Source organism: Bacillus sp. FSL W7-1034 (assembly GCF_038593365.1).
GTDB lineage: Bacteria > Bacillota > Bacilli > Bacillales > Bacillaceae > Bacillus > Bacillus altitudinis.
Map to the genome: position 1 here is coordinate 883,109 of NZ_CP151989.1, position 13,565 is coordinate 896,673.

Annotated in this window: 8 protein-coding genes, 16 tRNA genes and 3 rRNA genes; 24 read left to right on the forward strand and 3 right to left on the reverse strand. The window is 45.7% G+C overall.

Features of this window, described 5'->3' with window-relative positions; translation table 11 throughout:
* Positions 1-15: 15 nt before the first annotated feature.
* A complete protein-coding gene (locus NST73_RS04380) occupies positions 16-912 on the forward strand; it encodes an ABC transporter permease (protein WP_008341942.1) in 897 nt (298 codons plus the stop codon).
* A gap of 29 nt (positions 913-941) precedes the next feature.
* Here the strand turns inward: NST73_RS04380 and NST73_RS04385 are convergent, their stop codons facing one another.
* Positions 942-2,015 (reverse strand): aromatic acid exporter family protein, encoded by a 1,074-nt coding sequence (locus NST73_RS04385; RefSeq protein ID WP_024718258.1) that lies wholly within the window; start codon positions 2,013-2,015, stop codon positions 942-944.
* 247 nt (positions 2,016-2,262) lie between these two features.
* On the reverse strand, positions 2,263-3,558 hold the full coding sequence (locus NST73_RS04390; protein ID WP_007496744.1) for a glutamate-1-semialdehyde 2,1-aminomutase: 1,296 nt from the start codon (positions 3,556-3,558) through the stop codon (positions 2,263-2,265).
* A gap of 129 nt (positions 3,559-3,687) precedes the next feature.
* Here NST73_RS04390 and bcp point away from each other — a divergent pair, with 129 nt between their 5' ends.
* Positions 3,688-4,155: a thioredoxin-dependent thiol peroxidase gene (gene bcp / locus NST73_RS04395; RefSeq protein WP_007496746.1), complete on the forward strand. Its 468-nt coding sequence runs from the start codon at positions 3,688-3,690 to the stop codon at positions 4,153-4,155.
* Between the two features lie 159 nt (positions 4,156-4,314).
* Positions 4,315-4,752: a peroxide-responsive transcriptional repressor PerR gene (gene perR, locus NST73_RS04400; RefSeq protein WP_003217782.1), complete on the forward strand. Its 438-nt coding sequence runs from the start codon at positions 4,315-4,317 to the stop codon at positions 4,750-4,752.
* A gap of 35 nt (positions 4,753-4,787) precedes the next feature.
* Here the strand turns inward: perR and NST73_RS04405 are convergent, their stop codons facing one another.
* Entirely contained in the window at positions 4,788-5,135 is a 348-nt protein-coding gene (locus tag NST73_RS04405) for a YgzB family protein (RefSeq protein ID WP_007496750.1), read from the reverse strand.
* A gap of 189 nt (positions 5,136-5,324) precedes the next feature.
* On the opposite strand from NST73_RS04405, the gene NST73_RS04410 reads away from it, so the two are divergent.
* From NST73_RS04410 to NST73_RS04510, 21 genes are all read left to right on the forward strand, one after another.
* Positions 5,325-6,203, forward strand: coding sequence for a nucleotidyltransferase-like protein (locus tag NST73_RS04410; protein WP_025206981.1), 879 nt, complete (start codon positions 5,325-5,327; stop codon positions 6,201-6,203).
* Between the two features lie 273 nt (positions 6,204-6,476).
* Positions 6,477-8,025: ribosomal RNA gene (locus NST73_RS04415) — 16S ribosomal RNA — on the forward strand.
* A gap of 182 nt (positions 8,026-8,207) precedes the next feature.
* A 23S ribosomal RNA gene (locus tag NST73_RS04420) occupies positions 8,208-11,138 on the forward strand.
* A 110-nt stretch (positions 11,139-11,248) separates the two neighbouring features.
* A 5S ribosomal RNA gene (rrf, locus tag NST73_RS04425) occupies positions 11,249-11,364 on the forward strand.
* The 16S, 23S and 5S rRNA genes sit together here with 16 tRNA genes alongside, the layout of an rRNA operon.
* 9 nt (positions 11,365-11,373) lie before the next feature.
* A tRNA-Asn gene (locus NST73_RS04430) sits at positions 11,374-11,448 on the forward strand.
* A gap of 4 nt (positions 11,449-11,452) precedes the next feature.
* Positions 11,453-11,543 (forward strand) — tRNA-Ser (locus NST73_RS04435).
* Positions 11,544-11,560: 17 nt separating this feature from the next.
* Positions 11,561-11,635 (forward strand) — tRNA-Glu (locus NST73_RS04440).
* Positions 11,636-11,670: 35 nt separating this feature from the next.
* Positions 11,671-11,746 (forward strand) — tRNA-Val (locus NST73_RS04445).
* A gap of 15 nt (positions 11,747-11,761) precedes the next feature.
* Positions 11,762-11,838, forward strand: a tRNA-Met gene (locus tag NST73_RS04450).
* A gap of 14 nt (positions 11,839-11,852) precedes the next feature.
* Positions 11,853-11,929 (forward strand) — tRNA-Asp (locus NST73_RS04455).
* A gap of 19 nt (positions 11,930-11,948) precedes the next feature.
* Positions 11,949-12,024: transfer RNA gene (locus tag NST73_RS04460), tRNA-Phe, on the forward strand.
* A 6-nt stretch (positions 12,025-12,030) separates the two neighbouring features.
* A tRNA-Thr gene (locus tag NST73_RS04465) sits at positions 12,031-12,103 on the forward strand.
* Between the two features lie 15 nt (positions 12,104-12,118).
* Positions 12,119-12,203, forward strand: a tRNA-Tyr gene (locus NST73_RS04470).
* Positions 12,204-12,216: 13 nt separating this feature from the next.
* Positions 12,217-12,290: transfer RNA gene (locus NST73_RS04475), tRNA-Trp, on the forward strand.
* A 24-nt stretch (positions 12,291-12,314) separates the two neighbouring features.
* Positions 12,315-12,390: transfer RNA gene (locus NST73_RS04480), tRNA-His, on the forward strand.
* 9 nt (positions 12,391-12,399) lie between these two features.
* A tRNA-Gln gene (locus tag NST73_RS04485) sits at positions 12,400-12,471 on the forward strand.
* Positions 12,472-12,478: 7 nt separating this feature from the next.
* Positions 12,479-12,553, forward strand: a tRNA-Gly gene (locus tag NST73_RS04490).
* A 5-nt stretch (positions 12,554-12,558) separates the two neighbouring features.
* A tRNA-Cys gene (locus NST73_RS04495) sits at positions 12,559-12,629 on the forward strand.
* A gap of 14 nt (positions 12,630-12,643) precedes the next feature.
* Positions 12,644-12,732, forward strand: a tRNA-Leu gene (locus tag NST73_RS04500).
* 37 nt (positions 12,733-12,769) lie between these two features.
* Positions 12,770-12,851, forward strand: a tRNA-Leu gene (locus tag NST73_RS04505).
* 144 nt (positions 12,852-12,995) lie between these two features.
* Positions 12,996-13,466, forward strand: coding sequence for a GNAT family N-acetyltransferase (locus NST73_RS04510; protein WP_082627065.1), 471 nt, complete (start codon positions 12,996-12,998; stop codon positions 13,464-13,466).
* The last annotated feature ends 99 nt before the right edge of the window (positions 13,467-13,565 follow it).

Below are 13,565 nucleotides of genomic sequence, written 5' to 3' on the forward strand. Positions count from 1 at the left end.
AGGGAGAGTGACGACATGGAAGCGCAAAAAGAGCTTCAAGCACCTGAACAAAAGGAAGAACGCTCTCAATCACTGATTCTTGAATCGATGAAACTGTTCTTTCAGCACAAGCTGGCGGTCATTGGCACTGTGATTGTCTTTTTATTTCTGATCCTAGCAATCTTTGCACCGCTCATTGCTCCTTATGGAATCAACGAGCAGTCACTAGGCGAACGATTTAGTGCCCCTTCAGCTGCGCATTGGTTTGGTACGGATGATTTCGGGAGAGACATATTTTCTAGAGTCGTGCATGGAGCTCGGATTTCATTATGGGTGGGTTTCTTCTCCGTTCTCGGGTCGGTTATTTTAGGGACATTGCTTGGGTTGATGGCAGGTTACGGCGGTAGATTACTGGATGCTGTCATCTCAAGACTATTTGATATTTTACTCGCTTTTCCTAGCATTCTATTAGCGATTGCGATCGTTTCCATCTTAGGACCTTCCTTACAAAATGCCCTTATTGCCATAGCGATTATTAACGTCCCCACATTTGGCCGGCTCGTTCGTTCAAAGGTGCTGAGCATTAAGCAAGAAGAATATGTTTTAGCAGCAAAGGCAGTCGGGATGTCACACCGCCGCATCGTTCTTCGTCACATACTGCCAAATAGTATGGTGCCGGTCATCGTTCAAGCGACGCTTGCGATTGGTACTGCCATTATTGAAGCGGCGGCTTTAGGATTTTTAGGATTAGGTGCACAAGCGCCAAGTCCAGAGTGGGGGAAAATGCTTGCAGATGCGAGACCTTATCTCGTACAAGCGCCATGGACTTTATTTTTCCCGGGGATTGCGATCATGCTGACGGTTCTTGGCTTTAACTTGATGGGAGATGGATTAAGAGACACCCTTGATCCTAAAATGAAGAAAATAAAATAAGACCGATTCTAAGAATCGGTCTTTTCTATTTAAGCTTCTTTTTCTTCTGTCTCAATCTCACTATCTTTTGGGTGATACGTTTGGAAGCTTGTAATTAAAGTATCTAGATGCTCCAATTCATCACGGTATTCAATAATACTCGACATCACATTCAGCATATTGTAATCCAGCAAGTCGTTTTCTTGATTTTGCTGATGCTGAATAAATGATTTCGTTAATGTTTCAAGACGAAGAGAGCATTCATTTTGGAAGTCATCGTCCTGCGGTTTCATTTTTCCAACAAATTTCATTAAGGTACGTTCATGCCAATAAAGTAAATAATCAATCTCATCTGTTAAGCTCTCTCTGAAATGCTCTGGCATCAAATGAATTTCATTTTCTAACTTATGAAGCTTTTTCAGCAAGTACAGCGCTCGATTAGACGTCATGATTGCCTGTCTGAATAAAACAAGCTTTCTAGATTTGACATAGGTCGTTTTCTTTAAATAGCTTCGTTCTTCTTTGTATAACAAGTAAATGTGATCTAATTTGATCATACGTTCTTTTATTTGATCGATGTCATCCTTTAAAGTGGAATGATCAGTAGACTGTCTGGAGCTCAGACGGATCCATTTTAAAATCTCCTCCGTATTTTCCATAATGTGATGAACAAGCTTTGTTTCATACTTTGGCGGCAGGAAAATCAAATTCACTAAAAATGAAGAAAGTACGCCTAACACCACAGTTGCTGTTCGAATTAAGGCAAAGGAAAGGAAATGATCCCCTGCACTTTCTAAAATCGCGATGACGGTTACGAGTGCAATCGGAATCGTGTGTTCAATCTTCAGCTTTAAATTAATCGCAATGACCATGACGGCAGTTAAGCCGATGATGACTGGTCCTGTGCCAAAAAGCAGACCAAACGTAATGGCAAGTGCTGCTCCAATAATATTGGCTTGCACTTGATCAACAATCGTTAAAAATGATCGATAAATAGATGGCTGGATAGCAAATACAGCTGCAATTCCCGCGAAGACGGGTGTCGGCAACCCAAGCCATGTTGCCAGGTAAAGCGCGAGTACAATGGCAATACCAGTTTTTAAAATACGGGCTCCAAGTTTCATTGGTTTTGTCCCTGCATTCCTTTCTTTTCGATAATAGATGACCACTTGTCATATATCATAAATATTTTGATGAAACAACTAAGTAATATACAGCGGTCTTCCGAAATATTCAAGTGATTTTTGAAAGTTCATGAAAACATCAAAAGAAGGTATTGAGAAAAAATGTAACAGATTCACTCGCTTTTGACAATCAAGAGCTGGTAAATAAAAAAACAGACGCATGAATTTACGTCTGTTTTTCTCCTCATTATGATTGTTTCAGTTGTTCAAACGCATGATCTACTGCTTTGAGCGTTTCAGAAATATCATTTTCAGTATGTGCAATGGTTAAGAACCAAGCTTCATATTTAGAAGGCGCGAGGTTAATACCTTGTGCGAGCATGAATTTAAAGAAACGGGCAAACATTTCACCATCCGTATTTTCAGCCTGCTCGTAGTTCACAATCGTTTCTTTTGTAAAATAAATGGTGAGAGCACCTTTTAAGCGATTCACTGTAATATCTACTTGATGTTTTTTTGCGTGGGCTAAAATTCCCTCTTCTAACATTGCCCCGAGCTGATCAAGACGTTCGTACACCCCGTCTTGTTTTAACACTTCCAAGCATGCAATACCAGAAAGGATGGAGGCGGGATTACCTGCCATCGTACCAGCTTGGTAGGCTGGTCCAAGCGGGGCGACTTGCTCCATAATTTCTTTTTTGCCGCCGTAAGCGCCGATTGGAAGACCGCCGCCGATAATTTTACCTAATGCAGTGAGGTCAGGTTTTACTTGAAGCAAGTCCTGTGCACCACCATACATAAAGCGGAAAGCTGTAATGACTTCATCATAGATGACTAGAGCCCCTTTTTCATGAGTCAGGTCATTAACCTGCTGCAGGAAACCGTCTTTAGGCTCTACGATGCCAAAGTTCCCGACAATTGGCTCAACAAGAACAGCTGCTACTTCATCACCCCAGCGGTCTAATGCTTCTTTGTAGCTGTCTATATCGTTGAATGGAACTGTAATGACTTCATTGGCAATACTTTTAGGCACGCCCGCTGAATCTGGTGTTCCTAAAGTGGAAGGTCCAGAGCCGGCCGCAACTAGCACAAGATCAGAATGGCCGTGGTAACATCCGGCAAACTTAATGATCTTTGTTCTGCCTGTATAAGCGCGAGCGACACGGATTGTCGTCATCACAGCTTCTGTCCCTGAATTGACAAAACGAACTTTGTCCAAAGCAGGCATCGCTTCCTTCAGCATCTTAGCAAAAGTGACTTCATGCTTCGTTGGTGTTCCGTAAAGGACACCCGTCTCGGCTGCTTTCGTGATGGCTTTTGTAATATGAGGATGAGCATGTCCCGTAATAATTGGACCGTATGCTGCTAAATAGTCGATATAACGGTTTCCGTCAACATCCCAAAAATAAGCGCCTTCGCCTTTTTCCATTGCAACAGGTGACCCGCCGCCCACTGCTTTATATGAACGAGATGGGCTGTTAACCCCTCCAACAATATGCTCCAGCGCCTCTTGATGTAATTTTTCTGATTCGGTGAATTTCATAAATAGCCTCCTATCTCAACGTATCACGTCGTCTATCATTATTTTAACATGCCGATGCAAGCGTCCTTAGTTGAATATCTTCTCGAAATTGGATAGGCTAATGAAAAAATAGGTTGGAGGGATTGTATCATGACAATCGAAGTGGGGCAGCAAGTACCTGATATTGAATTACTTGGTGATAATGGAGAGAAAGTAAAGCTCTCTGATTTTAAAGGGAAACACATTGTCCTTTATTTTTATCCAAAAGATATGACGCCAGGGTGTACAACGGAAGCTTGTGATTTCCGTGACCGCCATCAAAGTTTTGCCGAATTAGATGCTGTCATCATCGGCGTAAGCCCAGACGGTCAAGACAAGCACCAAAAGTTTAAAGAAAAACATGACTTACCTTTCCTGCTTCTTGTAGATGACGAACAAAAATTGTCTGAAGCTTTCGGTGTATGGAAGCTGAAAAAGAACTTTGGTAAGGAATACATGGGAATTGAACGCTCAACGTTTCTTATTAATAAAGAAGGAAAGCTTGTGAAAGAGTGGCGTAAAGTAAAGGTGAAAGATCATGTGGAAGAAGCGCTTGAGGAACTGAAAGCTCACGCTTAATATGTTGACGAGATGAGATCGGCAGTCGTGCCGGTCTTTTTTGTATAGAAGAATAGGTAAAAAAGAGGATTGTAATTGACAAAGTTTCGGCTCTGGGGGTACACTATTTATAAAGATTATAATATAAGAATATTTTTGAAAAGAGAGGTGCATGATGAAATGGCTGCTCACGAACTAAAAGACGCTTTAGATGCTCTAAAAGAAACCGGTGTTCGAATTACTCCGCAGCGCCATGCCATCTTGGAGTTTCTCGTAAATTCTATGACACACCCAACCGCGGACGATATATATAAGGCACTTGAAGGGAAATTTCCTAATATGAGTGTAGCAACGGTTTACAACAATTTACGAGTCTTCCGGGAATCTGGATTAGTAAAAGAATTAACGTATGGGGATTCCTCAAGCCGATTTGATTTTGCGACATCTGACCATTACCATGCGATTTGTGAAAACTGCGGAAAGATCGTTGACTTTCACTATCCTGGCCTTGATGAAGTAGAACAGCTTGCATCCCATGTGACAGGCTTTACAGTAAGTCATCATCGCTTGGAGATCTATGGCACTTGTCAAGAATGTGCAAAAAAAGAAAATCATTGATGAAAAAGCTGACCAGTTGAATGGTCAGCTTATTTTTATGACTTTTTTCGATTGTAGGATTCATCAAACTCTTTGCCTTCTAATGCTGGATCGAGTGTAAGTGGCTCTCTGCAATGCATGCACATGTCCACCCGCCCAAGCACTTTTGTTTCCTTCTCACAGCCTGGACATACGACACGGACTGCCTTCGTAGAAAGCATACCGATCCAAAAGTAAACGGCTGTACTCAATCCAATCGATAACACGCCGAGTAGCATAAAGAAGGTCGACAGCCAGACCGATTCCTTGAAGAACACACCGATATACATGATCAAAAAACCAACAAAAACCAAACTAAGTGCAAATGTTCTGATTTTATTAATCTTACTGGAGTATTTCGCCATCCCTAGACCCCCTCATCTCCAATATAGCACATTTTACCTTTCTGTTTGAATTAGTTATAGAGTTTTGTGAATAAATTGCTTATAATGATTCAACGATCTTTTTTCATGTATTGAAGGAATTTTGATTCTATGAGGAGAAATACATAGCATTAGAGAAGAACCTTACACCCGAGTATTGGAGGAATCACTATGGAAAATCTTCTCCGTCCTATTTATCAAGAGAGAGCAAGTCATCCAGATACATTAGCTGTGATTATAGTAGAAAGAAGGCATAAAGTATCTTCTGAGACGGATAACTTTGATGCAGCGCTTCTAGTCATCGTAAAGGATGCGGAAGAACCTTTATTTATTAAGCACTATGAATCCGATCACCAGACAGCTTCTTTAAATGTTGTCACAGATGATCAGCTGAAGGAATGGATTACCTTAGGTACCAACAGGCGTATTATTGATTGGATTTTAAACGGAAAAGTCCTGTTTGATCGAAATGAATATATTTTCAACTTGATTGATGAACTGAGTACATTCCCGTTTTCTAACCGTAAGCTCAAAATTGGTTTAGAATATGGCAAGCTCATTCGCAGATATATAGAAGGAAAAGCATTTTTTGAATCAAATCAATTCCTCGATGCATATAATTCCATTGTGCATGCCCTGCATCATCTGGCGCGTATTGAAGTGATTGATAAAGGCTTCCACCCAGAAGTGACCGTTTGGAACCAAGTACGTCATATGGAGCCGGAAGTATATAAACTTTATTCAGAGTTGATTGAAAGCCACGAAAGTCTTCATAAACGGTTAGAACTTTTATTCCTAGCGAATGATTTCTTGATTCATTCAAAAGCAGAAATTGGTGCGGCTCATTTGCGTCATGTCATGGAACAGCAGGATATTTGGCTGTTTGGCGAGCTTCTTGCACATCCTGATCTCAAACATTTCACACCTGATCTTAGTGTGATGATTGATTTCTTTGTGGAAAAAGGAATTGTGCTAGTAGAGCCAATTGAGACGAAGGGGCAAAAAATCTATCATCGAGGATATTTTGTTAAAAAAGATATTGACGTATGAATATTATGATGGTATATTATTAAACGTCGCTAATGAGCAACTGAGTTGCTTTTAAAGAAAAGCGGACAAAAAGAAATTCAGAAAAACACTTGACGCACACGATGCTCAAATGTTATATTAAGAAAGTCGCCTCTGAGCGATAATGAAGATGATCTTTGAAAACTAAACAAGACAAAACGTACCTGTTAATTCGAGTTTTTATAAAAAAATCCTATGATACATCATAGGTAGTCAGTCAAACGCTGACGAAAAACAAAACTTCGGTTTTGTACTTTTTCGGAGAGTTTGATCCTGGCTCAGGACGAACGCTGGCGGCGTGCCTAATACATGCAAGTCGAGCGGACAGAAGGGAGCTTGCTCCCGGATGTTAGCGGCGGACGGGTGAGTAACACGTGGGTAACCTGCCTGTAAGACTGGGATAACTCCGGGAAACCGGAGCTAATACCGGATAGTTCCTTGAACCGCATGGTTCAAGGATGAAAGACGGTTTCGGCTGTCACTTACAGATGGACCCGCGGCGCATTAGCTAGTTGGTGAGGTAACGGCTCACCAAGGCGACGATGCGTAGCCGACCTGAGAGGGTGATCGGCCACACTGGGACTGAGACACGGCCCAGACTCCTACGGGAGGCAGCAGTAGGGAATCTTCCGCAATGGACGAAAGTCTGACGGAGCAACGCCGCGTGAGTGATGAAGGTTTTCGGATCGTAAAGCTCTGTTGTTAGGGAAGAACAAGTGCAAGAGTAACTGCTTGCACCTTGACGGTACCTAACCAGAAAGCCACGGCTAACTACGTGCCAGCAGCCGCGGTAATACGTAGGTGGCAAGCGTTGTCCGGAATTATTGGGCGTAAAGGGCTCGCAGGCGGTTTCTTAAGTCTGATGTGAAAGCCCCCGGCTCAACCGGGGAGGGTCATTGGAAACTGGGAAACTTGAGTGCAGAAGAGGAGAGTGGAATTCCACGTGTAGCGGTGAAATGCGTAGAGATGTGGAGGAACACCAGTGGCGAAGGCGACTCTCTGGTCTGTAACTGACGCTGAGGAGCGAAAGCGTGGGGAGCGAACAGGATTAGATACCCTGGTAGTCCACGCCGTAAACGATGAGTGCTAAGTGTTAGGGGGTTTCCGCCCCTTAGTGCTGCAGCTAACGCATTAAGCACTCCGCCTGGGGAGTACGGTCGCAAGACTGAAACTCAAAGGAATTGACGGGGGCCCGCACAAGCGGTGGAGCATGTGGTTTAATTCGAAGCAACGCGAAGAACCTTACCAGGTCTTGACATCCTCTGACAACCCTAGAGATAGGGCTTTCCCTTCGGGGACAGAGTGACAGGTGGTGCATGGTTGTCGTCAGCTCGTGTCGTGAGATGTTGGGTTAAGTCCCGCAACGAGCGCAACCCTTGATCTTAGTTGCCAGCATTTAGTTGGGCACTCTAAGGTGACTGCCGGTGACAAACCGGAGGAAGGTGGGGATGACGTCAAATCATCATGCCCCTTATGACCTGGGCTACACACGTGCTACAATGGACAGAACAAAGGGCTGCGAGACCGCAAGGTTTAGCCAATCCCACAAATCTGTTCTCAGTTCGGATCGCAGTCTGCAACTCGACTGCGTGAAGCTGGAATCGCTAGTAATCGCGGATCAGCATGCCGCGGTGAATACGTTCCCGGGCCTTGTACACACCGCCCGTCACACCACGAGAGTTTGCAACACCCGAAGTCGGTGAGGTAACCTTTATGGAGCCAGCCGCCGAAGGTGGGGCAGATGATTGGGGTGAAGTCGTAACAAGGTAGCCGTATCGGAAGGTGCGGCTGGATCACCTCCTTTCTAAGGATATATGGAGCAGCGTACGTTTTTCGTCTTGTTTAGTTTTGAAGGATCATTCCTTCAAACATGTCTCTAGCGAGACAGGATTGTTCTTTGAAAACTAGATAACAATAAGTAATACATTCACATTGAATGCAATGCAAAGTTCATCACACATAGTGATTCTTTCTAAAGTAAGAAATGGTTAAGTTAGAAAGGGCGCACGGTGGATGCCTTGGCACTAGGAGCCGATGAAGGACGGGACGAACACCGATATGCTTCGGGGAGCTGTAAGCAAGCTTTGATCCGGAGATTTCCGAATGGGGAAACCCACTGCTCGTAATGGAGTAGTATCCATACTTGAATACATAGAGTATGAGAAGGCATACCCGGGGAACTGAAACATCTAAGTACCCGGAGGAAGAGAAAGCAAATGCGATTCCCTGAGTAGCGGCGAGCGAAACGGGAACAGCCCAAACCAAGAGGCTTGCCTCTTGGGGTTGTAGGACACTCTATACGGAGTTACAAAGGAACGATATAAGCGAAGAGGTCTGGAAAGGCCCGCCAAAGAAGGTAACAGCCCTGTAACTGAAATGTTGTTCTCTCCAGAGTGGATCCTGAGTACGGCGGAACACGTGAAATTCCGTCGGAATCCGGGAGGACCATCTCCCAAGGCTAAATACTCCCTAGTGACCGATAGTGAACCAGTACCGTGAGGGAAAGGTGAAAAGCACCCCGGAAGGGGAGTGAAATAGATCCTGAAACCGTGTGCCTACAAGTAGTCAGAGCCCGTTAACGGGTGATGGCGTGCCTTTTGTAGAATGAACCGGCGAGTTACGATCCCGTGCAAGGTTAAGCAGAAGATGCGGAGCCGCAGCGAAAGCGAGTCTGAATAGGGCGCATGAGTACGTGGTCGTAGACCCGAAACCAGGTGATCTACCCATGTCCAGGGTGAAGTTCAGGTAACACTGAATGGAGGCCCGAACCCACGCACGTTGAAAAGTGCGGGGATGAGGTGTGGGTAGGGGTGAAATGCCAATCGAACCTGGAGATAGCTGGTTCTCTCCGAAATAGCTTTAGGGCTAGCCTCAAGGTAAGAGTCTCGGAGGTAGAGCACTGATTGGACTAGGGGCCCCTACCGGGTTACCGAATTCAGTCAAACTCCGAATGCCGATGACTTATCCTTGGGAGTCAGACTGCGAGTGATAAGATCCGTAGTCGAAAGGGAAACAGCCCAGACCGCCAGCTAAGGTCCCAAAGTATACGTTAAGTGGAAAAGGATGTGGAGTTGCTTAGACAACCAGGATGTTGGCTTAGAAGCAGCCACCATTTAAAGAGTGCGTAATAGCTCACTGGTCGAGTGACTCTGCGCCGAAAATGTACCGGGGCTAAACGTATCACCGAAGCTGCGGACTGTTCTTACGAACAGTGGTAGGAGAGCGTTCTAAGTGCAGTGAAGTCAGACCGGAAGGACTGGTGGAGCGCTTAGAAGTGAGAATGCCGGTATGAGTAGCGAAAGACGGGTGAGAATCCCGTCCACCGAATGCCTAAGGTTTCCTGAGGAAGGCTCGTCCGCTCAGGGTTAGTCGGGACCTAAGCCGAGGCCGAAAGGCGTAGGCGATGGACAACAGGTTGATATTCCTGTACCACCTCCTCACCATTTGAGCAATGGGGGGACGCAGGAGGATAGGGTAAGCGCGGTATTGGATATCCGCGTCCAAGCAGTTAGGCTGGGAAATAGGCAAATCCGTTTCCCGTGAAGGCTGAGCTGTGATGGCGAGCGAAATTTAGTAGCGAAGTTCCTGATTCCACACTGCCAAGAAAAGCCTCTAGCGAGGTGAGAGGTGCCCGTACCGCAAACCGACACAGGTAGGCGAGGAGAGAATCCTAAGGTGATCGAGAGAACTCTCGTTAAGGAACTCGGCAAAATGACCCCGTAACTTCGGGAGAAGGGGTGCTTCTTAGGGTGTTAAAGCCCCGAGAAGCCGCAGTGAATAGGCCCAGGCGACTGTTTAGCAAAAACACAGGTCTCTGCGAAGCCGTAAGGCGAAGTATAGGGGCTGACGCCTGCCCGGTGCTGGAAGGTTAAGAGGAGCGCTTAGCGTAAGCGAAGGTGCGAATTGAAGCCCCAGTAAACGGCGGCCGTAACTATAACGGTCCTAAGGTAGCGAAATTCCTTGTCGGGTAAGTTCCGACCCGCACGAAAGGCGCAACGATCTGGGCACTGTCTCAACGAGAGACTCGGTGAAATTATAGTACCTGTGAAGATGCAGGTTACCCGCGACAGGACGGAAAGACCCCGTGGAGCTTTACTGCAGCCTGATATTGAATGTTGGTACAGCTTGTACAGGATAGGTAGGAGCCTTGGAAACCGGAGCGCTAGCTTCGGTGGAGGCATCGGTGGGATACTACCCTGGCTGTATTGACCTTCTAACCCGCTGCCCTTATCGGGCAGGGAGACAGTGTCAGGTGGGCAGTTTGACTGGGGCGGTCGCCTCCTAAAATGTAACGGAGGCGCCCAAAGGTTCCCTCAGAATGGTTGGAAATCATTCGCAGAGTGTAAAGGCACAAGGGAGCTTGACTGCGAGACCTACAAGTCGAGCAGGGACGAAAGTCGGGCTTAGTGATCCGGTGGTTCCGCATGGAAGGGCCATCGCTCAACGGATAAAAGCTACCCCGGGGATAACAGGCTTATCTCCCCCAAGAGTCCACATCGACGGGGAGGTTTGGCACCTCGATGTCGGCTCATCGCATCCTGGGGCTGTAGTCGGTCCCAAGGGTTGGGCTGTTCGCCCATTAAAGCGGTACGCGAGCTGGGTTCAGAACGTCGTGAGACAGTTCGGTCCCTATCCGTCGCGGGCGCAGGAAATTTGAGAGGAGCTGTCCTTAGTACGAGAGGACCGGGATGGACGCACCGCTGGTGTACCAGTTGTTCTGCCAAGGGCATCGCTGGGTAGCTATGTGCGGACGGGATAAGTGCTGAAAGCATCTAAGCATGAAGCCCCCCTCAAGATGAGATTTCCCATTCCGCAAGGAAGTAAGATCCCTGAAAGATGATCAGGTTGATAGGTCTGAGGTGGAAGCGTGGTGACACGTGGAGCTGACAGATACTAATAGATCGAGGACTTAACCTATATTCTAATGTGAAAAATGAACATTGTTATCTAGTTTTGAGAGAACATTTTTTGAAATATCTCTTGATTTATTTGTAATACATAGTATAATATCTTTTGTCACTAAATTGTCTGGTGATGATGGCGAAGAGGTCACACCCGTTCCCATACCGAACACGGAAGTTAAGCTCTTCAGCGCCGATGGTAGTTGGGGGTTTCCCCCTGTGAGAGTAGGACATCGCCAGGCTTTCTTCATTCCGCAGTAGCTCAGTGGTAGAGCTATCGGCTGTTAACCGATCGGTCGTAGGTTCGAATCCTACCTGCGGAGCCAATTTGGAGAGCTGTCCGAGTGGCCGAAGGAGCACGATTGGAAATCGTGTAGGCGGTAACCCCGTCTCAAGGGTTCGAATCCCTTGCTCTCCGCCACAATTTACATAATAAAGGGCCCGTTGGTCAAGCGGTTAAGACACCGCCCTTTCACGGCGGTAACACGGGTTCGAATCCCGTACGGGTCACCACTACTTTTATAGAAATACATACCAGCATTTTATTCGGAGGATTAGCTCAGCTGGGAGAGCATCTGCCTTACAAGCAGAGGGTCGGCGGTTCGAGCCCGTCATCCTCCACCATATCTTTTATATCGTCGCGGGGTGGAGCAGTTCGGTAGCTCGTCGGGCTCATAACCCGAAGGTCGCAGGTTCAAATCCTGCCCCCGCAACCAAATTTCTCTTTATTGGTCCGGTAGTTCAGTTGGTTAGAATGCCTGCCTGTCACGCAGGAGGTCGCGGGTTCGAGTCCCGTCCGGACCGCCATTTTTTAAAAAGAATACTTGGCTCGGTAGCTCAGTTGGTAGAGCAACGGACTGAAAATCCGTGTGTCGGCGGTTCGATTCCGTCCCGAGCCACCACTATTTGCCGGTGTAGCTCAATTGGTAGAGCAACTGACTTGTAATCAGTAGGTTGGGGGTTCAAGTCCTCTTGCCGGCACTGTTTTTCAAATGTGGAGGGGTAGCGAAGTGGCTAAACGCGGCGGACTGTAAATCCGCTCCCTCCGGGTTCGGCGGTTCGAATCCGCCCCCCTCCACCATTTTTATTTTCATAGGGGCATAGTTTAACGGTAGAACAGAGGTCTCCAAAACCTCCGGTGTGGGTTCGATTCCTACTGCCCCTGCCAATTATATGATTCATAACATCTATGGCGGTTGTGGCGAAGTGGTTAACGCACCAGATTGTGGCTCTGGCACTCGTGGGTTCGATTCCCATCAATCGCCCCATTTTATTATTGGGCTATAGCCAAGCGGTAAGGCAACGGACTTTGACTCCGTCATGCGTTGGTTCGAATCCAGCTAGCCCAGTTGATATGCGGAAGTAGTTCAGTGGTAGAACACCACCTTGCCAAGGTGGGGGTCGCGGGTTCGAATCCCGTCTTCCGCTCCAATTATGGCGGCATAGCCAAGTGGTAAGGCAGAGGTCTGCAAAACCTTTATCCCCGGTTCAAATCCGGGTGTCGCCTTTTTTGAAAAGACTGCCGGGGTGGTGGAATTGGCAGACACACAGGACTTAAAATCCTGCGGTAGGTGACTACCGTGCCGGTTCAAGTCCGGCCCTCGGCACCATTTTTTATTATTATAAGTTGCGCTCTTTAATGATCATGCCGGTGTGGCGGAATTGGCAGACGCGCACGACTCAAAATCGTGTTCCTCACGGAGTGCCGGTTCGACCCCGGCCACCGGTATCTATATCATCGGTAGTAAATACGATGAAATCAACGTTTCTTACACTTTGTAAGGAACGTTTTTTATTTATCTTCAATACGATTCTTATAAAAATATCGTGTACGTACCTGTCATTAAACAAGAATGTTAAAGGAGGGACATATTTGGAGATAAGGTTTGCTAATTTATCAGATACATCGGTAATACTTGATTTAATGATAAAGGCATTTATGGAGTATAAGGACGAAGAGCCACCTTCAAGTGCTTTGGAGGAAACTGTGCAATCCGTTTTAATTGCCTTAAAAGAAGGAGAGAGGAGTTTAATTTGTTATATTGATAATCAGCCAGTTGGAATGGTTCGATTTAAAATAAAAGAAGATAGTTTATATTTTTATAGACTATCAGTAATTCCAGAAATGCAGGGTCATGGTATTGCCAAAAAATTATTAAGTTTTTTAGAAAATTATGCAGTACAAGAAGAATTAACTAGTATATTTTGCAAAGTTCGTATGACCGTGATTAGAAACATAAAATTGTATAGTTCAGTGGGGTATAGCATCTACGATGAGGAAGTTGTACATAAGCCAAATGGTTTAAGTATAAAAATTGTTTCAATGATGAAAAAACTTGGTTAAAAAATTATCGATTGGAGGGTAAATTTCATGCATTTGATATGTGAAAGTGAAAAAACATAAGATTATTTGCTTGAATTAAACCAAGTCAGTTATACTAAT

Coding starts and splice junctions, on each gene's coding strand:
- NST73_RS04380 (WP_008341942.1), top strand. CDS start 16: ATGGAAGCGCAAAAAGAGCTTCAAGCACCTGAACAAAAGGAAGAACGC.
- NST73_RS04385 (WP_024718258.1), bottom strand. CDS start 2,015: ATGAAACTTGGAGCCCGTATTTTAAAAACTGGTATTGCCATTGTACTC.
- NST73_RS04390 (WP_007496744.1), bottom strand. CDS start 3,558: ATGAAATTCACCGAATCAGAAAAATTACATCAAGAGGCGCTGGAGCAT.
- bcp (WP_007496746.1), top strand. CDS start 3,688: ATGACAATCGAAGTGGGGCAGCAAGTACCTGATATTGAATTACTTGGT.
- perR (WP_003217782.1), top strand. CDS start 4,315: ATGGCTGCTCACGAACTAAAAGACGCTTTAGATGCTCTAAAAGAAACC.
- NST73_RS04405 (WP_007496750.1), bottom strand. CDS start 5,135: ATGGCGAAATACTCCAGTAAGATTAATAAAATCAGAACATTTGCACTT.
- NST73_RS04410 (WP_025206981.1), top strand. CDS start 5,325: ATGGAAAATCTTCTCCGTCCTATTTATCAAGAGAGAGCAAGTCATCCA.